21 protein-coding genes are annotated in these 19,293 nt (G+C 58.0%); 14 read left to right on the top strand and 7 right to left on the bottom strand.

What is annotated here, in order from left to right:
• Complete coding sequence (locus D9K61_RS09170) at positions 1–459, top strand: DNA polymerase III subunit chi (protein WP_120632955.1); 459 nt, start codon at positions 1–3, stop codon at positions 457–459.
• Positions 460–496: 37 nt separating this feature from the next.
• Positions 497–1,543, top strand: a complete 1,047-nt coding sequence (locus tag D9K61_RS09165; RefSeq protein WP_120632954.1) for an aldo/keto reductase — start codon at positions 497–499, stop codon at positions 1,541–1,543.
• A gap of 72 nt (positions 1,544–1,615) precedes the next feature.
• Here the strand turns inward: D9K61_RS09165 and D9K61_RS09160 are convergent, their stop codons facing one another.
• Positions 1,616–2,602, bottom strand: coding sequence for a GlxA family transcriptional regulator (locus D9K61_RS09160; protein WP_120632953.1), 987 nt, complete (start codon positions 2,600–2,602; stop codon positions 1,616–1,618).
• 132 nt (positions 2,603–2,734) lie between these two features.
• On the opposite strand from D9K61_RS09160, the gene D9K61_RS09155 reads away from it, so the two are divergent.
• The 4 genes from D9K61_RS09155 to D9K61_RS09140 all read left to right on the top strand — a co-directional run bounded on the left by D9K61_RS09155 (position 2,735) and on the right by D9K61_RS09140 (position 6,273).
• A complete protein-coding gene (locus D9K61_RS09155; RefSeq protein WP_120632952.1) occupies positions 2,735–3,649 on the top strand; it encodes a 3-keto-5-aminohexanoate cleavage protein in 915 nt (304 codons plus the stop codon).
• Positions 3,650–3,710: 61 nt separating this feature from the next.
• A complete protein-coding gene (locus D9K61_RS09150; protein WP_120632951.1) occupies positions 3,711–4,040 on the top strand; it encodes a hypothetical protein in 330 nt (109 codons plus the stop codon).
• Between the two features lie 8 nt (positions 4,041–4,048).
• Entirely contained in the window at positions 4,049–5,515 is a 1,467-nt protein-coding gene (locus D9K61_RS09145) for a carnitine 3-dehydrogenase (protein WP_120632950.1), read from the top strand.
• On the top strand, positions 5,512–6,273 hold the full coding sequence (locus tag D9K61_RS09140) for an SDR family oxidoreductase (RefSeq protein ID WP_120632949.1): 762 nt from the start codon (positions 5,512–5,514) through the stop codon (positions 6,271–6,273). Before D9K61_RS09145 ends, D9K61_RS09140 begins: the two co-directional genes overlap by 4 nt.
• Before the next feature lie 6 nt (positions 6,274–6,279).
• On the opposite strand, the gene D9K61_RS09135 is transcribed toward D9K61_RS09140, so the two are convergent.
• Complete coding sequence (locus D9K61_RS09135) at positions 6,280–6,462, bottom strand: hypothetical protein (protein ID WP_120632948.1); 183 nt, start codon at positions 6,460–6,462, stop codon at positions 6,280–6,282.
• A gap of 79 nt (positions 6,463–6,541) precedes the next feature.
• The gene (locus tag D9K61_RS09130; RefSeq protein WP_120632947.1) at positions 6,542–7,420 is read right to left on the bottom strand and encodes a helix-turn-helix domain-containing protein; all 879 of its coding nucleotides are present in this window, start codon (positions 7,418–7,420) and stop codon (positions 6,542–6,544) included.
• A gap of 107 nt (positions 7,421–7,527) precedes the next feature.
• On the opposite strand from D9K61_RS09130, the gene D9K61_RS09125 reads away from it, so the two are divergent.
• Genes D9K61_RS09125 through D9K61_RS09115 form a run of 3 tightly spaced genes read left to right on the top strand, consistent with a single transcriptional unit; the run spans position 7,528 to position 9,550 of the window.
• Positions 7,528–7,731: a DUF2061 domain-containing protein gene (locus D9K61_RS09125; RefSeq protein ID WP_120632946.1), complete on the top strand. Its 204-nt coding sequence runs from the start codon at positions 7,528–7,530 to the stop codon at positions 7,729–7,731.
• Positions 7,724–8,626 carry a fatty acid desaturase gene (locus tag D9K61_RS09120; protein ID WP_120632945.1) on the top strand — a complete coding sequence of 301 codons (903 nt, stop codon included), beginning with the start codon at positions 7,724–7,726 and terminating at the stop codon, positions 8,624–8,626. Before D9K61_RS09125 ends, D9K61_RS09120 begins: the two co-directional genes overlap by 8 nt.
• A gap of 21 nt (positions 8,627–8,647) precedes the next feature.
• Positions 8,648–9,550 (top strand): EamA family transporter, encoded by a 903-nt coding sequence (locus D9K61_RS09115; protein WP_120632944.1) that lies wholly within the window; start codon positions 8,648–8,650, stop codon positions 9,548–9,550.
• A 32-nt stretch (positions 9,551–9,582) separates the two neighbouring features.
• Here the strand turns inward: D9K61_RS09115 and D9K61_RS09110 are convergent, their stop codons facing one another.
• The 4 genes from D9K61_RS09110 to D9K61_RS09095 all read right to left on the bottom strand — a co-directional run bounded on the left by D9K61_RS09110 (position 9,583) and on the right by D9K61_RS09095 (position 14,474).
• Entirely contained in the window at positions 9,583–10,950 is a 1,368-nt protein-coding gene (locus D9K61_RS09110) for a DEAD/DEAH box helicase (protein WP_174235088.1), read from the bottom strand.
• Between the two features lie 185 nt (positions 10,951–11,135).
• Positions 11,136–12,065, bottom strand: a complete 930-nt coding sequence (locus tag D9K61_RS09105; protein WP_254055732.1) for a glycosyltransferase family 2 protein — start codon at positions 12,063–12,065, stop codon at positions 11,136–11,138.
• Positions 12,062–12,817 carry a hypothetical protein gene (locus D9K61_RS09100; RefSeq protein ID WP_120632943.1) on the bottom strand — a complete coding sequence of 252 codons (756 nt, stop codon included), beginning with the start codon at positions 12,815–12,817 and terminating at the stop codon, positions 12,062–12,064. Before D9K61_RS09100 ends, D9K61_RS09105 begins: the two co-directional genes overlap by 4 nt.
• Positions 12,818–12,866: 49 nt before the next feature.
• Positions 12,867–14,474, bottom strand: a complete 1,608-nt coding sequence (locus D9K61_RS09095; RefSeq protein ID WP_120632942.1) for a peptide chain release factor 3 — start codon at positions 14,472–14,474, stop codon at positions 12,867–12,869.
• A 109-nt stretch (positions 14,475–14,583) separates the two neighbouring features.
• On the opposite strand from D9K61_RS09095, the gene D9K61_RS09090 reads away from it, so the two are divergent.
• The 5 genes from D9K61_RS09090 (at position 14,584) to D9K61_RS09070 (ending at position 18,959) form a co-directional block, all read left to right on the top strand.
• The gene (locus tag D9K61_RS09090) at positions 14,584–14,949 is read left to right on the top strand and encodes a nuclear transport factor 2 family protein (protein ID WP_120632941.1); all 366 of its coding nucleotides are present in this window, start codon (positions 14,584–14,586) and stop codon (positions 14,947–14,949) included.
• Between the two features lie 71 nt (positions 14,950–15,020).
• Positions 15,021–15,863, top strand: coding sequence for a hypothetical protein (locus tag D9K61_RS09085; RefSeq protein ID WP_120632940.1), 843 nt, complete (start codon positions 15,021–15,023; stop codon positions 15,861–15,863).
• A gap of 49 nt (positions 15,864–15,912) precedes the next feature.
• Entirely contained in the window at positions 15,913–16,692 is a 780-nt protein-coding gene (locus D9K61_RS09080) for an SDR family oxidoreductase (RefSeq protein ID WP_120632939.1), read from the top strand.
• Between the two features lie 2 nt (positions 16,693–16,694).
• The gene (locus D9K61_RS09075) at positions 16,695–17,807 is read left to right on the top strand and encodes a hypothetical protein (protein ID WP_120632938.1); all 1,113 of its coding nucleotides are present in this window, start codon (positions 16,695–16,697) and stop codon (positions 17,805–17,807) included.
• Positions 17,808–17,912: 105 nt separating this feature from the next.
• Complete coding sequence (locus D9K61_RS09070) at positions 17,913–18,959, top strand: methyltransferase domain-containing protein (RefSeq protein WP_120632937.1); 1,047 nt, start codon at positions 17,913–17,915, stop codon at positions 18,957–18,959.
• Positions 18,960–19,293: the final 334 nt, after the last annotated feature.

The following is a 19,293-nucleotide window of genomic DNA, read 5'->3' as shown; positions in this document are numbered from 1 at the left end:
ATGGGGGCCGTCTATTTCTATCACCTGACCCGTCAGCCGTTGGAGCGGACCTTGCCGGTCTTGCTGGACAAGGCGCGGCAGGCAGGGTGGCGGATTGCCGTGCGGGGCACCAATCCTGCATGGTTGGACTGGCTGGACGAAAAACTGTGGCTGGGACCCGAAGACGGGTTTCTGCCACACGGCCGCGCCGGTGGACCGCATGACCAAGCTCAGCCGATCCTGCTGACGACCGAAGCCGAAGCCGCCAATGATCCGGCCTGTGTCATGGCGGTCGATGGCGCCGTGGTTGATGCCAGTGAAGTTGGCGCGCTTGAGCGGGTTTGCATTTTGTTCGACGGCAATGATGACCAGGCTGTCCAACAGGCACGCGGTCAGTGGAAGAACCTGACCGGTGCAGGCTGTTCCGCGCAATACTGGTCCGAGGAATCGGGGCGGTGGGAGAAAAAGGCCGAGGCATAAGGTTTTGTCTTCGAACGTATTTTCAGGAGAATGACAGATGGAAATGAAGCCGTTGGGTCGCACTGGGATCATGGTATCGGATCTGTGCCTTGGAACCATGACGTTTGGCACCCAAACGTCCGAGGTAGACGCGCATAAACAAATGGGCATGGCGCTTGACGCCGGGATCAACTTTGTCGATGCGGCCGAAATGTATCCGGTGAACCCGATCTCGAAAGAGACGGTTGGACGCACCGAAGAGATCCTTGGAAACTGGAACGCCGCCAATTCGGCGCGGCGGGGCAGCTATGTTCTGGCCACCAAGCATTCGGGGGCCGGGTTTTCGCATGCCCGGGATGGGGCGGCGATTTCGGGTCAGACGATCCCCGAGGCGATTGAAGGGTCTCTGCGGCGACTGCAGACAGATTGCATCGATCTGTATCAGTTTCATTGGCCCAATCGCGGCAGCTATATGTTTCGGCAGAACTGGAGCTATGCACCAACCGGCCACAATACCGACGAAGTTGTCGACAATATGCAGGAGTGTCTCCAGGCCCTGCAGGCGCAGGTTGACAAGGGAAACATTCGCGCCTTTGGCCTGTCGAACGAAAGCGCCTGGGGCACCGCGCAATGGCTGCGACTGGCAGACGAAACCGGCGCGCCGCGTGTGGCATCGGTTCAGAATGAATACTCTCTGCTCTGTCGGCTCTACGACACGGATATGGCCGAGCTGAGCATGCATGAGGATGTGGGGTTGCTGGCGTTTTCCCCGCTTGGGGCCGGTTTTTTGACGGGTAAATATCAGGGTGGTGCAGTGCCCGAAAGATCGCGCATGTCGCTGGTCCCGGAGATGGGCGGGCGCAAATACGAACGCGTCTTTGGGGCGGTCGCGGCGTATCTTGAGATTGCTGCGCGACATGGGCTGGACCCGACGCACATGGCGCTGGCTTGGTGCCGGTCGCGACCCTTCATGATGTCCGCGATTTTTGGGGCCACGACTGTGCAACAATTGGAGCATATTCTGGACGGGGTTGATCTGGAGTTGTCAGATGACGTTCTGGCCGAGATCAGTGCGGCCCATAAATCGCATCCGATGCCGTATTGAGGTACGGGGGCTCTGCCCCCGTCACCTGCGGTGACTCCCCCGGGATATTTTTGGCCAGATGAATAGGCCCCTTTAGTGACGGGTCGGTTCCGCGCGGTCCTGCCTCAGGTCGCGGGCCGATAGGCCGTGGGCAGTGCGGAAAGCGCGGGCGAAGCTGGATTGAGAGGCAAAACCGGTGGCCAGCGCAACATCCATCAGGGACAAATTCGTGTCAGTGACCAGCCGGCGCGCCTCGGCCAGGCGAAGTTGTAGGTAGTGATCCTGCGGTGTGGTGTTCAGGCGCAGGCGGAATTGCTGCTGCAGGGTACGCGGGCTGGTGCCGAGGGTCGACGCGATATCGGCCAGTGCCAGTGGGTCATCGAGCGAGGATTCCATCAACGTGTTGGCACGGGCGGTCAGGGCCGTATGACGATGTGGCAGACCAGTACGGCTTTGGGGTTTTGAAGGCTCGGGCGCGCCTTCGTACAAGAATAGACCCGAGACGCGGGCCGCGAAACCTGCGCCATGGCGGGCCGCGATGATATGCAACATCATCTCGACGGCCGGAATCGCGCCGCCAGAGGTCAGGCGCCCTTCGGAGACAGTGAAGCGGTCCGGGCGCACGTCGACCTCGGGGAATCGGGTGGCGAAATTGTCCAGATCTTCCCAATGGGTTGTGGCAGGGTGACCGTCCAGCAGACCGGCTTCTGCAAGCAGCCAGGGGCCACCATCTATCCCGGCCATGGTAGCACCGGTTCCGGCGATGCGGCGCAGCCCGGCCAACAGGCTGGGGGTTGCGTGGCGGGCCAGTTGGAAACCGGCGACAACGATCATCAGATCGCAGCCTTGCAGGCGGGCCAGTGGAATACCCGGAACGCTGAGCGCGCTGGTCAGCATCGCCGGTTCCGTTGTGGCCGTCACATAATCCCAGTCAAAGGCAGGTCGACCCGCCAGTCGATTTGCGGCGCGCATCGGGTCCACCGCCGAAGCAAAGCTAAGTGTGTTGCATTCATCCAGTACCAGCACGGCCGTTTTTAGGGCGCGATGTTCGGGCTGCAGTATGTTTTTTGCGGATTTCATCAAGTCTGATTCGCATATTGCCAAGTTGTTCCGCTAAGGCTGCGCCAGAGTTGACACTGACGCAAATCGGAATCCGGGGAGAAGTCTGGGGAAAACTCATGGCAGACCTCGGTATAACTTGGGGAAAACATCATGCCGTTGGAAATGAACCACGACGTCTTCATCACTTGCGCTGTCACAGGCTCGGGCGGGACACAGGATCGCAGCCCTCATGTACCGCGCTCACCGGCGCAAATTGCCGATAGCGCGATTGCTGCAGCCAAGGCGGGCGCCGCCATTGTGCATTGCCATGTGCGTGATCCTGAAACCGGGGCCCCCTCGCGTGATTTGGCGCTGTACCGCGAGGTGACGGATCGTATTCGCGACGCCGATGTCGATGCTGTGCTGAACCTGACGGCGGGCATGGGCGGCGATATGGTGTTCGGGGGGGTGGAAATCCCGCTGCCGTTGGCTGAGGCGGGAACCGATCTGGTTGGTGCGACCGAGCGTGTGGCCCACGTGGCCGAATGCCTGCCCGAGATCTGCACGCTGGATTGCGGCACCATGAACTTTGCCGAGGCCGATTATGTAATGACCAACACGCCGGGCGCTTTGCGGGCCATGGGGCAACTGATGACTGATCTGGGTGTGAAGCCCGAGATCGAGGCCTTTGACACGGGCCATCTTTGGTTTGCCAAACAATTGGTGAAAGAAGGTGTTCTGGAACCCAACGCTTTGGTGCAGCTGTGCATGGGTGTGCCATGGGGCGCGCCGGATGATCTGAACACCTTCATGGCGATGGTGAACAACGTGCCCGACGACTGGACGTTCAGTGCGTTTTCGCTGGGGCGCAATGAGATGGCCTATGTGGCAGCCTCGGTCCTGGCCGGTGGCAATGTACGGGTTGGTCTGGAAGACAACTTGTGGCTGGAAAAAGGCGTGCTGGCCGAGAACTGGCAATTGGTCGAGCGGGCCGCAAACATCATCGAAAACATGGGTGCGCGGGTGATCGGACCGCAAGAAGTACGTGAGAAACTGGGTCTGACCAAGCGGGCACCCAAAAGTTGAAGGGGTCCGAGGCACTGAGCGGACCGTTGGCGGGCAGGTGCGCTGGAACAAGGAGCTGAACATGCGGTTGATCACTGCGACGATGCTCTTTTTGAGTTTCGCGATTCAGGCAAGCTGTCAGACCGACATTCAACCGGGTGCGGACAAGCCCAATGCGTCGGGCAAACAGGTCTGCGAAGCAAAGGGCGGTACCTATGAAGTTGCCGGTCGGGCGCGCAGCCATGTCTGTATCCTGCCGCTGCCGGACGCGGGCAAGACTTGCGAAACGGCATCTGAATGTGTCGGGTTTTGCCTGTCAGACACAAAACAATGCAGCGCGGTCACCCCGCAATTCGGATGTATTTCGCATCTGGACCGGGTGGGTCGCCTGCAAACGATCTGTATCGATTAGAGGACAGCATGACAAATACAGCAGCAATCATTGGTGGTGGCGTGATCGGGGGCGGATGGGCCGCCCGGTTTCTCCTGAACGGCTGGGATGTGCGGGTGTTCGACCCGGATCCGGAAGCTGCCCGGAAGATTGGCGAGGTTCTGGACAATGCGCGCCGGTCTTTGCCCGGGCTCAGCGACGTGCCATTGCCGCCTGAGGGCGCGCTGACCTTTCATGACGACATGGCTGAGGCTGTGCCTGGCGCTAAGTGGATTCAGGAAAGCGTGCCGGAACGGTTGGACTTGAAATTGAAAGTCTACAAAGGGTTGCAGGACGCGTGTGAACCGACCGCGATCATCGGTTCTTCGACCAGCGGGTTCAAACCGTCGGAACTGCAGGAGGGCGCGCTGCGACCCGAACAGATTGTGGTCACGCATCCGTTCAACCCGGTTTACCTGCTGCCCTTGATTGAATTGGTGCCGACTGAAGCAAACCCGCCCGAGATGATTGAGCGAGCCAAAGACCTACTGACCTCCGTCGGGTTCTTCCCGTTGCATGTGAAGAAAGAAATCGACGCGCATATTGCCGACCGGTTTCTTGAGGCTGTGTGGCGTGAGGCGCTGTGGTTGGTCAAAGACGGTGTAGCCACGACCGAAGAGATTGACGAGGCGATCCGCATGGGCTTTGGCATCCGCTGGGCGCAGATGGGCCTGTTCGAGACCTACCGTGTCGCCGGCGGAGAGGCTGGGATGCGGCATTTTATGGCGCAGTTTGGCCCGGCGCTGAAATGGCCCTGGACCAAGCTGATGGATGTGCCCGAGTTCACCGATGAGTTGGTCGATATGATCGCCGATCAATCCGACGCGCAATCGGGGATGCATTCGATCCGCGAATTGGAACGTATCCGCGACAACAACCTTGTCGGCATGATGCGGGCGCTCAAGGCGCAGAACTGGGGCGCAGGTGCGGTGCTGAACCAGCATGATCTGGCGCTGAAACCCGGGGCGTTGCCGACGCTGGAGCAAGCGGATCTGAGTCAGCCGATCCTGACTCTGGCGCGCGCCGTGCCGCTGGATTGGACGGATTACAACGGCCATATGAACGAGGCGCGGTATCTTGAGGCGTTTGCCGCCGCGACAGACCGGTTCATGGAGATACTCGGCTGCGACGCCGACTATATTACCTCGGGCGGCAGCTATTTCACCGCAGAAAACCATATCCGCTATGTCGATGAGGTCCGGGCTGGCGCGAAGATCGAAGTGCGGACCCAGATGCTGCTGGGAGCCGGCAAGAAACTGCATGTGTTCCACAGCATGTTTGAGGGCGACAAACTGTTGGCGACGGGTGAAAGCTTTCTGCTGCATGTCAGCCTAGAAACCCGCCGCCCGAGTGCGCCATCGGCAGAGATCGAGGCTGCAATGGCCCGCGTTGCCAAGGCACAAGTTGGGTTGCCTTATCCCGAAGGGGCCGGGGCCGCGATCCGGAAGCCCGCATGAGCGGCCGTGTTCTGATCACCGCAGGCGCCTCGGGCGTTGGACGGGCGATGGCCGAGGCGTTCGACGCGGCTGGATGGCAGGTCTGGGTGGCGGATGTGGATCCAAAAGCGCTCGGCGATTGCCCCTCTCACTGGATGACGGCAGAGGTTGATGTGTCGGATGAAGGTGCCGTTGCCGGAGTGTTTGAAGCGATTGATGCCAAATGGGGTGGGTTGGATGCCTTGTGCGCGAATGCGGGTATCGCAGGGCCAACAGCGATGGTTGAAGATGTGACGTTAAAGGATTGGCAAACATGCCTTTCTGTCAATCTTGAGGGCGCATTTTTGTGCACTAAACACGCCACCCCGATGTTGAAGAGACAAGGCAGTGGAGCTGTACTGATCACTGCGTCGACCGCAGGTCAGTACGGATATCCCAATCGCGCGCCGTATGCGGCAGCGAAATGGGGCATGGTGGGTTTAGGAAAAACTTTGGCTATGGAGCTTGGGCCGCACGGCGTGCGATGCAACGTGATCTGCCCGGGTTCGGTCGAAGGCCCCCGCATGGAAGGTGTCTTGCAGCGTGAAGCCGCCGCCAAGGGCATGACCCGGGATCAGGTATATGCGGGGTATGCCTCTGGTACGTCGATGGGCCGGTTTGTCGAGGCGCAGGACATTGCCAATATGGCCGTTTTCCTAGCCTCAGACGCTGCGCGGCTGGTGTCGGGTCAGGTGATCGCGGTGGATGGTCACACGGTCAATCCTGACCCGAAGCTTTAGGCGCCGTCAGCCTTGATTTGGGCCGCGACTCTGGCGGATTGACTGGCGGACAGCTTGCCAATCCTGCGCTTGTTGGCGGTTTCCGGCGGCTTCGCATTCGCGCATCTTTTGCGCAGCTTCCGCCTCGGCCCGGTCGCCATGGGCGGTGTACAAGGCACGTGCGTATTGAGCGGTTTTGAGTGCGTCCATTCCTGATATCCTCCGTCTTTGGTTGGATCACCCGAAGGTTCGCGCCGGGTGACAATACCACAGGTTGCACGCTGCTGCATCACCTCGTCTTTGATTGGCCGGAAATCGCCGTTCGCAGGCTCCGCAGATGCGTCGGAAAGTCCCGTGCTGTCAGATCGGCCTCGCGCACAAGCGTGTCAAAATGACGGGTGAAAATCTCGATCCGGTCGCGGTCGCGGAAGGCCATGTAGTGGCTTCCGGCATAGAACACGCACAGCAATGGGCCAAAGATCGTTACAGGGGCGGAATAAAGCCGTTTGGCATCAAACAGATAGATTCGCATGCGCGGGTAAAGCTGTTCACACAGATCCAGCAGATGGTCGATCTGGTCCAACCGGACGTGCAGCGGCAGACCTTCATAATACCCGGCAGCATAAGCAAAGCTGTGAATTTCATAGAGCGGCATCGCAATTTCATAGTCCGACTGCGCGCTGCGCATCCATTTCAAACGGTCCTCAGACGCGCCGATGGCCTGGTCGGCGGTCCGACCCAGATGCGGTGCGTATTCCCATTCCAGCACCGCGCGGGTTTTCAACATGTCGGGCAGGGTGGCCGGGACATAGCGAATTTTGTAACCCGCAGCCTCCTGATGCCATTCAAAGATGCGTTCATCGACCAGCGCACGCGGCGCTTCTGCCATGCTAAGCGAGCTTGCCAGCAGTTCTGCCGCACTTTCGGGTCGGTTCGACAGGCTCAGCAACCAATCAGCGGACACACCAAGGGCCGAGGCGCAACTGCCCACCACATGGGCATTGGGAAGGCGCGCCCCTGCATCTGTGAGAAGTTGCGAGACGGTGGACCGATCCACGCCAATGCTGCGCGCCAGCGCGCTTTGACTCATCTGCCGGTCTTCCATGGCGCGGGCCAGCCGGAGGCGGAATTGAGCGGCACGATCTCGTTTGTCGATTTTATCAGGCATGTGGTGATAAATATCATGAACGATTAGTTTTGTTAATCATATTCAGAATTCCCCACATGAGGCGTGGTCTGTAACGCTTTTGCAGAACAATAAAAATGGGGTCTGGAATGGAGACGCGACGAAGATCTGTCGTGAAGGCAGTTGTTTGGAATGCGATGGGCTTGGCCGTCATGACGGCTGTTGGCCTGATCGCCACAGGCTCTGCCGCTGTTGGCGGCGCCGTCGCCTTGGTCAATACAGCCATCGGTCTGACGATGTACGTGGTCTACGAACGCGTCTGGGCGGGGATTTCGTGGGGCCGCAATGGCTGAACCGACGCGGCCCAATTCCCCCGAGTGGGGAACATTTGTCCTGATCGTTGCCTGCTATGCAGCATGGCTGTCGGTTGTGTTCTGGCTTGCAAGCTGGTCGCTGTGGCTGGCCATTCCAGCGATGGGGTTGGTCGCGGCGCTGCATTCGTCGCTAACGCATGAGGCGCTGCATGGGCATCCGTTCCGCGCCACATGGCTGAATGAAGCACTGATGGCGTTGCCACTGACGCTGTTCATACCATTCAACCGATTCCGGGATTTGCATCTGGCACATCATCAGGATGCCAACCTGACGGACCCTTACGATGATCCAGAATCCAACTATCTGGACCCGCAGGTCTGGAGCGGTTTGTTCGCATGGCAAAAGCGTCTGTACACAGCCAACAACACATTGCTGGGCCGTGTTGTTCTGGGCCCGGCCATTGGGCAGGTCGCGTTCCTGCGGGATGAGTGGCGCGGTGCTGTACGAGGCGATAAGGCCGTCTTGCTGGCCTGGGCGCTACATTTGCCCGGAATAGTGGTGGTTCTTTGGATCGTGACGCAGTCGGCTATGCCGGTTGGGGCCTTTGTCGCCGCTGCCTATATCGGCTTGGGACTGGTTAAAATCCGCACCTTCCTTGAGCACCGTGCGCACGAAAGATCCCGGGCGCGATCGGTTATTGTCGAAGATCGTGGATTGTTGGCATTTCTATTTCTGAACAATAACCTGCACGTTGTTCATCACATGAACCCAGCCGCACCCTGGTATCGATTGCCCGCGCTCTATCGGGCAGGGAAAGAGCGGTATCAGGCCTGTAACGAGGCTTATGTGTATGGATCCTATTGGCAGATCTTCCGAGAGTATTTCTGGAATGCCAAAGATCCGGTGGCGCATCCTCTCTGGCCAAAGTCCTGATTAAGCGACACAAGGGACGCCATGAGTTTATGGATTCCCGTCGCCATTGCTGCGGCCACGTTTCAAACCGTGCGCTTCATGTTGCAGAAATCGCTGAGCAGCGTGAAACTGTCCGCCGCCGGGGCGACATTCGCGCGGTTTGCCTATTCGATGCCGCTGGCGATCTTGGCTCTGATCGTCGTGATCCAGACCTCCGGCGCAGAGCTGCCGCAGCTAACGGTCCGGTTCTGGATGTTTGTCGTCATCGGGGGCACCGCGCAGATCCTTGCGACGATCTGTGTGGTCGCCCTGTTCAAACAGCGCAACTTTGCGGTCGGGATTACCTTCAAGAAGACCGAAGTGATCCAGACGGCCATTGTCGGGTTTGTTGTTCTTGGAGATGGCATATCGGCCGGGGCGTTTGTGGCCATTCTACTGGGACTTATGGCTGTTTTGTTGCTGTCCAAGACACCCGGCGGTGATGGAACATGGTGGCGCCATCTGACCAATCGCGCATCACAACTGGGTCTTGGATCCGGCGTGTTGTTCGCGTTTTCCGCAGTCAGCTATCGCGGAGCCTCACTTGAACTGGGTGAGATCGAAGCATGGTTTCGCGCCCTGATCACACTTGCAACCGTCGTGTCGTTTCAGTTCCTGAGCATGTGGCTCTGGCTGATGTGGCGAGACCGGGCCGAATTGCGTGCGGTCTGGGAGACGAGACGTACCGGCATCTTCGTCGGTTTGACCAGTCTGTGCGGGTCATTCTGCTGGTTCTGGGCGTTCAGCTTGCAGAACGCGGCCTATGTCAAGGCGCTGGGGCAGGTGGAACTGATCCTGAGCCTGCTGGCCTCGACGTTGTTCTTTAAGGAAACGATTACCCGGCGAGAGATCGCCGGGATTGCGTTGTTGGGGCTGTCGATTCTGGCGCTGGTCCTGGCCATTTAGGGTCGGACCAGAGGTCCGGCCGTCAACCGGGTTTAACCCGCGCGGCGCTCGTCAAAGCTCAGCGCGATGAAGCTGGGCAGGTGATCACCCATACCTACTACGTCCGGTCCGCGATCATTTCGGCGGCCACGACCGCGCCCTTTGGGCTCCGGGTCTTTGCGGGGTTCGATTTTCTTCTCTTCGGTCTTTTTCGGGGCTGCTGCCCTGGGTTTCCGCTCGGGCTTTGGCGCCTCGGCTTTTGGCTCTTCCGCTTGGATCGGGTTGTCGAGGCGCGGAATGTCTTTCTGAATCAACTTCTCGACGGCTGCCAACGCTTTTTCATCGCGAGAGGAGCAAATCGTGATCGCCTTGCCTTCGCGCCCGGCTCGGCCCGTGCGGCCAATGCGGTGGACGTAATCCTCGGGGTGGCCGGGGACGTCGAAATTGATCACATGGCTGACTGAAGGCACATCCAATCCGCGTGCAGCCACGTCTGAGGCGACCAGCAGGCGCAGGGTTCCATCGCGGAATCCGTCCAGCGTTTTCGTGCGTTGGGATTGATCCAGATCACCGTGGATGGCGGCGGCATCATACCCGTGTTTTTTCAGCGACTTGGCGCAGATATCCACATCGGTCTTACGGTTGCAAAAGATGATCGCGTTGGTGCATTTTTCACCTTCAGCATCGATCAACGCCCGCAATACGTTGCGTTTCTGGCTGGCTTCGCGATCCCGGCGACCGCCTTTGAACATGACCACGCCCTGCTCGATCGTCTCGGATGCGGTGGCCTGACGGGCAACCTCGACCCGTGTCGGGGCGGACAGGAACGTGTCGGTGATCCGCTCGATCTCCGACGCCATAGTGGCCGAGAAGAACAGCGTCTGCCGGGTGAAGGGTGTCAGCGAAAAGATGCGTTCGATGTCGGGGATAAAGCCCATGTCGAGCATCCGGTCGGCTTCGTCCACCACCATGATCTGAACGCCGGTCAGCAGCAGTTTGCCACGTTCGAAATGGTCCAGCAGACGGCCCGGAGTGGCGATCAACACGTCGACACCCCGGTCGATCAGTGCGTCTTGTTCCTTGAAACTGACACCACCGATCAACAGCGCTTTGGTCAGCTTGAGATGTTTGGCGTAGGTGTCGAAATTTTCTGCCACCTGTGCAGCCAGTTCCCGCGTCGGGCACAGCACCAGCGAACGCGGCATCCGCGCCCGTGCCCGGCCGCGTGCCAGCAGGGTGATCATCGGCAGCGTGAAACTTGCGGTCTTGCCGGTCCCCGTTTGGGCAATGCCCAAAACATCGCGCCCCTCAAGCGCGGCAGGAATAGCGCCTTCTTGAATCGGGGTAGGGGTTTCGTATCCAGCTTCCTCAATGGCTTTGAGGACCTTCGGGTTCAGGTTCAGTTCGTTAAACTTTGTCATGTATGTCCGGTTCATGCGGACACTTGACCTGGCCCGCGCGTCTGAAATGTGCCGGGCCCGGATGGCCATGCGCCTTGTGCGCTGTTTCGGCTTGAGGGCGGACATAACAAAAACGTGGGTCAGGGTCAAACAAAGACCTGTGGACCAGCGGGATGTGGCGTTTGTCCAAGGTTTTTTGCAACAATTCAGTCACTTCCGGGAAAGTGTTTCGCTACTTTTTTGTCCAAATCCAGTGGGCGGTGCTTGATCATGCCATGCGCTTCCAGTCTGGCACGTACATCTGGGTCGGCGCCGCTCATCTCTGAGTAGAATGCGCGCAGGCCATCGGGTCCCTGTTCAGCCTCGATCCAACTGAGCAGCTCGTTCTTGTTCAAGCCGCCTTGATCGCGTGGAACATTCGGGGACATACCGGGTTGGTACGAACCGCGATCCATTCGAAACTGGTAATGTGCGATCCAATGTTCCCAGTCCGGGGCATGGCGGTGACACAGTTCGATTTGTGGCAACTCAAACTTACAAGGCAGCAGTTTTTTGTTCTGAAACAGGTTGTGGATGCGAAAATTCAGGTGCTCCATACCGGATCGGACGAACAGCTTGCCCTGCACATGGCTTAGGAAGCCGCCCAGAACAAAAGCGCCGTAATTGGGGTAGATCTCCTCGACGATGGATTCCCGGTCGGCTGAGTTTGGGATATGCGCCTTGTACAGATCTTCGCTGCCGCCGATGGCTTCGATAGGTCGAACACGCACGGCCGGTTTACCATCAGGCACTGAATTTAGAAGGTCTGTAATTGGTTCCTGCGACCAAAGGAATTCGTCCACATCGATATGGGTCAGCCAATCAAGCTTGGTGTAGCGATAGGCGAATGTTGCATGCATAGTCTGGCGGATCTGGTGCTTTTCGGGGCGATTGCGCCGCCGTTCCTGCCAGAATGCGTCATTGCAGTTGCGGACCCGGATCTTCGGGTGACGGGACAATGCCTCAAACGCGCCCGGGTTAGGTTCATCCATGTAGATGTACATAAAGTCCGCCCCCAGATCGAGGTGATGGGCGGCAAAACCAAGAATGGTATCCGTCTGGCCCCGGACCATGGAAACGATCCCCCAGGTGGTCATGCGCGGGCTTGCCGGGACAGGCGCGTGTCGCGCATCAGCTTTAGCCTGCGAAAAACGCCGCCGGGGTCTTTATTCAATTCGGTCATCAGGTGATCGACCAACGGTGCGATGGTGGTATCCTGCAACGCCCTGGTCCAGATGGGCGCAATAAGGTTGACGTCCAACCCACCTTTTTCAAGGGAAAAAGACTTCATTTCATAGGGCAGCGAGGCCTCGCTTTTGCCACGCATCCGGTGCGGCGTATCGGGGGCCACGCCGGAAAACAGTCGCTCGAACTCATAGAGCTTCATCATGCCGAACAACATGCGCAGGGCCTGACCAACCTCGCGCTGCGTTGCGGTTTCCCCGTGATTTGCAAAGGTTTGAACCGACGAGACCAACCACCGCAGATTTAACGCAGATATCAGGTGATCGGGGTGTTCGCCCCAAAGACGGCAGAACAGGGCGGGGGCGTGACGCGGGTAAGAGCGTTTCCGCAGGTTTGACACAAGCTGCGCGTTTAGAAAGGCAAGCTCGGAACTACCGACAAACTCGGTGGCGATTTTTGCGCGCTTGCGATTCCATGAGGTTCTTAAATCTGGTTCAGGCAGAACCGTGGCGCTTTCGGGCACGATCTGCTGAGCCATTGATGCAAGGTCCGCATCCAATGGCGGCAGCGTTTCAAAACCAAACTCAAATGGGCTACGTCGGTTTTCATAGCTGTCCAGCATGTCGGGCAGGCCACCCGGGAAAGTCAGATCATCCTCGCTCATGCACGCAGGATTGCACAGCCAGACTCGACTGTGCAATCAGCCAGTTGCGTCACGTCATCATCTCTTTCGTCGCCGTCAGGGTAAGCTCGGGATAATCGCGAACAACCCGGTCAATGTCCCACTGCAAGCGGGTCAGATAGACGATGTCGCCATCATGATCATGGGCGATATGTTGTTTGTTGGCGTTGACGAATTTTTCGACCTCGGCTTTGTCGCCGCTGACCCAGCGGGCCGAGGTGAATTGCGAGACTTCAAAACGCACGGGCAGGCCGTATTCCATCTCAATCCGGCTGGCCAAAACTTCGAATTGCAGCGCGCCGACCACGCCGACGATAAAGCCCGAGCCGATGGAAGGTTTGAACACCTTGGCCGCACCTTCCTCGGCGAATTGCATCAGGGCTTTCTCGAGATGTTTGGCCTTCATCGGGTCACCAGGGCGAACGGTTTGCAACAGCTCCGGCGCGAACGAAGGGATGCCAGTGACGCGGATCGCTTCGCCTTCGGTCAAAGTGTCACCGATGCGCAGCTGGCCATGGTTGGGGATGCCGATGATATCGCCGGCCCAGGCCTCTTCAGCCAATTCCCGGTCCGAGGCCAGAAACAGCACCGGGTTCGAGATTGCCATGGGTTTCTTTGATCGCACATGGGTCAGCTTCATACCACGTTTGAAATGACCACTCGCCATGCGGACAAAAGCAACACGGTCGCGATGCTTGGGGTCCATATTGGCCTGTACCTTGAAGACAAATCCTGAGACCTTCTTCTCTTCGGGTGCGATCTGGCGCGGTTCTGCCGATTGCACCTGTGGCTGCGGGCCGTAAGCACCGATGCCTTCCATCAACTCCTTAACGCCGAACGAGTTGATGGCCGAACCGAACCAGATCGGGGTCATATGCCCTTCAAGAATCGCTTGAGGGTCGAGCTTGGGCAGCAATTCGCGCGCCATCTCAACCTCTTCCAGCAATTGCTCCAGTAACTCTGCCGGGACATGCTCGGCCAGTTTCGGATCGTCCAGGCCGTTGATTTCAATGCTCTCTGCAATCTTGTTACGGTCGGCACGGTCCATCAGTTCCAGCCGGTCACGCAGCATGTCATAGCAGCCGATGAAATCGCGACCCACGCCGATGGGCCACGATGCGGGCGCGACATCAATGGCCAGCATTTCCTGGATTTCGTCGATGATCTCGAACGTGTCGCGGCTTTCACGGTCCATTTTGTTACAGAAGGTCAGGATTGGCAGATCGCGCAGGCGGCAGACTTCGAACAGTTTCTGTGTCTGGCTTTCCACACCCTTCGCGCCGTCGATCACCATCACCGCGGCATCCACAGCAGTCAATGTGCGATAGGTGTCTTCTGAAAAGTCCGAGTGGCCGGGCGTGTCCACGAGATTGAACCGGAAGTTGCCATAATCAAACGACATGGCCGAGGCGGAAACGGAAATCCCGCGATCCTTCTCCATCTGCATGAAGTCAGACCGGGTCCGGCGTGCTTCACCTTTAGCGCGCACCTGACCCGCCATCTGGATCGCGCCCCCGTACAGCAGGAACTTTTCCGTCAGGGTCGTCTTGCCCGCATCCGGATGCGAAATGATGGCGAATGTCCGGCGCCGGGCGATCTCGGGCGGCAATACAGGTTGGTTCGTGGCGGTATCAAGCATGAGCGCGCGTATAGGCGGGGAAACCTGCCGAGGCAAGACAAAGGGCTTGTTCCGAATCGGATCGATATGGCAATAAGAACATATAGTGAACAAATAATGGAGTGGACCAATGAATTTGAAGGAAATCGCGCAAGAACTGGTGGCTGGGTGTCGTGAGGGTCGAGCTAAGGAAAATCTAGACAAGCTCTATGCTGCTGATGCCGTCTCGGTCGAGGCGGTTGACGCTAGCGGCACGATGGGGCGCGAGGCACATGGCGTGGATGCGATCCGCGGCAAGCACGAGTGGTGGGAAGGCGCGCATGACGTCTCTGGCGCATCGGTCAGTGACCCGTTTGCGCATGGCGAGGATCGTTTCGCTGTGATCTTTGAAGTGCAGGGCAAGGTGAAAGAAAGCGGCGAGAACTTTGAGATGCGCGAAGTGGCGGTTTATCACGTCGCTAATGGCAAAATCGTGCGCGAGGAGTTCTTTTACTGAGTCACCATTGCTGTTCTGGTCTTCGCTGTCTGGCCGGTGCTAAGTGTTTGGCAAGGCTAAGGAGGACCAGAATGGGCTTGAATCGGTTCACAGCATTGTGCCTGACCGGAGCATTGGTGGCTTTGGCCTCTGTCGCAGCGTCGTCAGAGGATCGGCGTGACCATCAGGCCGCTGCGGTGGATGGTCTGAATGGCAAGGTATCCGGTTTCGGAAATACCAGTGGTTTCGGTCGCTTCTACGGCGTTGATGGCAGCGTTTCGCTACCGTTGGGGCATCGTTTCGGCTTTCAGTTGGATGGTCTTGTTTCGCAGTTGGATACAGAAGCACTGGGAAACGCTGTGGCCTATGGTGCAGGTGCACATGTATTCTGGCGCGATCCCGACAGGGGTTTGTTGGGGCTATATGGGCATTATGCGTCAACTGACCTGACGGAGAGTGCGAATTTTCGTGCGATTGGGCTTGAAGCTGAGGCCTATCTTGATCGGATTACACTGACCGCTTTGATCGGTGTTGAAGATGGCCGGTTTGTAAGTTCTGAGATCGGCGAATTTGACCTAGGGACAAATTTCTTTTCATCGGTGTTTTTGATTTATTATCCGATTGATAACCTGGGGTTATCTGTCGGGCACCGATATTTGGTCGAGACGCACTCTGTTTCTGTTGAAGCAGAGTGGGCGGTGGAAAACGGCAGCTCTCGGAACACCAGTCTTTATACGAGCGTTTCGTACGATGAAAGCGATGATACCACGGCAAAGTTCGGTGTTCGCTATTATTTTGGGCAGAAAGAGAAATCACTTATCCGGCGCCATCGTGAGGATGACCCGTCGCAGTCGACGATCCTATGGGCCCTTGAACAAGCGATAGGTGACCTCGATAGTATCATCAATCAGTATCGTGAGTTTCACGGGACGTAGTGCAATGAGACTCTGAATAACGATTGGCAACATAGGCAGGAAAACCAGAATGGATCTTGGAATTCGGGGAAAACGCGCGCTGGTTTGCGCCAGCAGCAAAGGGCTTGGTTTGGGCTGTGCCGAGGCTTTGGCGGGTGCTGGCGTTGATCTGGTGATGAACGCACGCGGGGCCGAAACGCTGGAAGCTGAGGCCACGCGCATTCGCACGGATCACGGTGTGTCTGTTGAAACCGGTGCTTGTGATGTGACCAGCCCCGAAGGACAGGCGCAGGTGATCGAGGCTGCGCAAGGGGTGGATATTCTGGTGACCAATGCGGGCGGGCCGCCTCCGGGCTTGTGGTCGGATTGGGATCGGGACGATTTCATCAAGGCGCTGGATGCCAACATGCTGACGCCGATTGCCTTCATGAAAGCCCTGTTGCCGGGCATGATGGACAAAGGCTGGGGCAGGGTGGTCAACATCACCTCTCAATCGGTGCGCGCGCCAATTGCGGTTCTGGGGCTGTCCAATGCGGCGCGGACGGGGCTGACCGGGTATGTTGCTGGAACGGCGCGGCAGGTCGCGCCGCATGGTGTGACGATCAACAATTTGTTGCCGGGGATTCACGCCACCGACCGGGCGAATTCGCTGGACGGTGGGGTGGCCGCACAAAAGGGCATCTCGATGGACGCGGCGCGCGCTGAACGTGCCGCCACGATCCCGGCCCGCAGGTATGGGACACGGCAGGAGTTTGGCGCGACCTGTGCCTTCCTGTGTTCGCAACATGCTGGGTTTGTCGTCGGGCAGAACATTCTGCTGGATGGCGGCGCAACCAATTTGACGATGTAGTTATGGCACAGGGTTTTTCACTGAAGGATCAGTTGTTTAACGCCGAAAAGACTCGCTATCTTGCAGGTCTATTCGCTGATGCGGGCCCGTCCTTTGACGCGGATGCGTTCGAGACGCGGGTCATGTCCCGGCTGCCTGAGCTTGAATTGAAAGAGCGTATGGCGTGGATCGCCGAGTGTTTGCAGCACGCCGTTCCTGGTGATTTACCGGATGTCGCACCGATCATTCTGGACGCTTTGCCGCCGCCGTTGGACCCGTCCAAAACGGATGATGATTTCGGCGATTTCATCTTTGCGCCTTTGGGCGACTGGGTGGTTTTGGTCGGGTTGGATCATCCCGAACTGGCGCTGGATGTGATCGAAGAACTGACACAGCGCTTTTCGATGGAATGGGCCATTCGCCCGTTCCTCAACCACCATCCCGAACAGGTTATGGACCGGATGGAACGGTGGTGCTTGCATGACAGTTACCATGTGCGCCGTCTGGTCAGCGAAGGCACACGACCGCGTTTGCCCTGGGGGCAGGCGATTGGTCTTGGTTTGAACGATCCGCTGCCATTGCTGGACCGGCTGCATGGGGACAACACGCGCTATGTCACGCGGTCGGTGGCGAACCACCTGAACGACATTACTAAGAAAGACCCCGAACTTGTTCTGGACCGCTTACAGACTTGGCAGCAACAGGATCAGCAGCGCCGGGATGAGTTGGATTGGATGACCGCACACACGCTGCGCGGGCTGGTGAAATCCGGGCACCCTCAGGCAATGAAAATGTTGGGCTATGACCCGGATGCTGAGATTGCGGTGGGCGTTCATGTGAAGGGCCTCGCCCGGATTGGTGACGCGCTTGAGTTCTCGGTCGATTTAACTGGCGCCGAAGGGCAGCCGGTTCTGGTTGACTATATCGTTCATTTTCAACGCCCCGGCGGGAAAACAACTGCAAAGGTGCACAAGCTAAAGCAGGCGGTCTTGAAGGACGGGCAGCTATTACTGACTAAACGCCACAAGCTGAAGGCGGACGCCACCACATTCAAACTGGTGCCCGGCGCCCACAGGTTAGAGGTTCAGGTGAATGGCAAGATCTGTGCAGGTGTCAATTTCGAATTACTGGGGTAAACCAAGCCCGGCCCCTCACGCTTTCGTCAAAACGGGTCCCGGCGGATTGCGCGGCACCCGAACCTGCATTAGCTGAAAGACATTCGGGAACAGAGGAACCCCACGATGAAGCATGAATCCGTACAGAACTACTATGGTGAAGTGCTGCAAGGCAGTGCCGATCTGCAAACCAATGCCTGCTGCGCACCGGATGACATGCCGGATCACCTTAAGACAATTCTGTCGCAAATTCATGATGATGTTCTGACCCGTTACTATGGATGCGGATTGATCGCGCCGCTGGATCTTGAAGGGATGCACATCCTTGATCTCGGATGCGGCGCAGGGCGGGACGTTTACGCTCTGTCCGCGATGGCGGGCGAAAACGGTCGGGTTGTTGGCGTCGACATGACCCCCGAACAGCTGGACGTGGCGCGCGCGCATCAAGACTATCACGCGCAGGCCTTTGGTCATGCGAGCAGCAACGTGGAGTTCCATCACGGCTTTATCGAAAAGCTGGAAGAGTTGGACCTTGCGCCCGGTTCCTTTGATATCATCGTGTCAAACTGCGTGATCAATCTGGCCACCGATAAAGAGGCGGTTCTGCGGGGCGCGCACCGCCTGTTGAAAGACGGTGGCGAGATGTATTTCTCGGATGTGTATGCCGATCGCCGCGTGCCAAAGGCGATGGCCGAAGATGAGGTGCTGTATGGCGAGTGTCTATCCGGCGCGCTGTATTGGAACGACTTCCTGTCCATGTCGCGCGCTGTCGGCTTTGGCGACCCACGCCGGGTGACGCACCGTCCGCTGACAATCGAAAATCCGGTTTTGGAACAGCGCGTGGCCCCTTTGAACTTCCTGTCAGCTACGTATCGTTTGTTCAAACTGCCCCAGCTGGAACCGGCCTGTGAAGATTATGGCCAAGCCGTGATCTACAAGGGCACCGCGCCACACGCGCCACATGAGTTTGCGTTGGACGATCATCACGCAATCGAGGCCGGCAAGGTCTTTCCGGTCTGCGGTAATACATGGATGATGTTGAAAGACACACGCTTTGCCCGGCATTTTGAGTTCATCGGCGATTTCTCGACCCATTATGGCATATTCGAAGGCTGCGGCGGGGAAAGCCCGTTTGAAGCCAACGGCGAGGTTGCTTCCGGCGGCTGTTGCTGAGGTTGTTCGGACCTAATAGGGCGCGATCTGGAAGCATTTCGGTAGACCTGTCGAACTAGGTTGGCAGGTTCTTTTGACATAGTGTCCGCTTTGCGGGACTTGGACGAAACCGCTCTCGCGGTATTGGCGCTTGTGGCGAGTGATGCACACTAAATGGACGCTACGATTTTGTAGATGGGCGCGCCTGTCTGACGATTGGGACCTTCTCAATCTGATGACAGGAGGTTCCGATGACGGACCAGTATGTGCCTGCGCTGCGCCAGCGTTTTCTCGAAGACATGCGGATCAAGGGGCTGCAGCCCAAGACGCAGACGATGTACCTGCGGGCGATGCG

This window comes from Ruegeria sp. EL01 (assembly GCF_900313035.1).
Lineage (GTDB): Bacteria > Pseudomonadota > Alphaproteobacteria > Rhodobacterales > Rhodobacteraceae > Ruegeria.
Note: the sequence above shows the minus strand (reverse complement) of the source record. Positions and strands in the feature narration are given on the sequence as shown.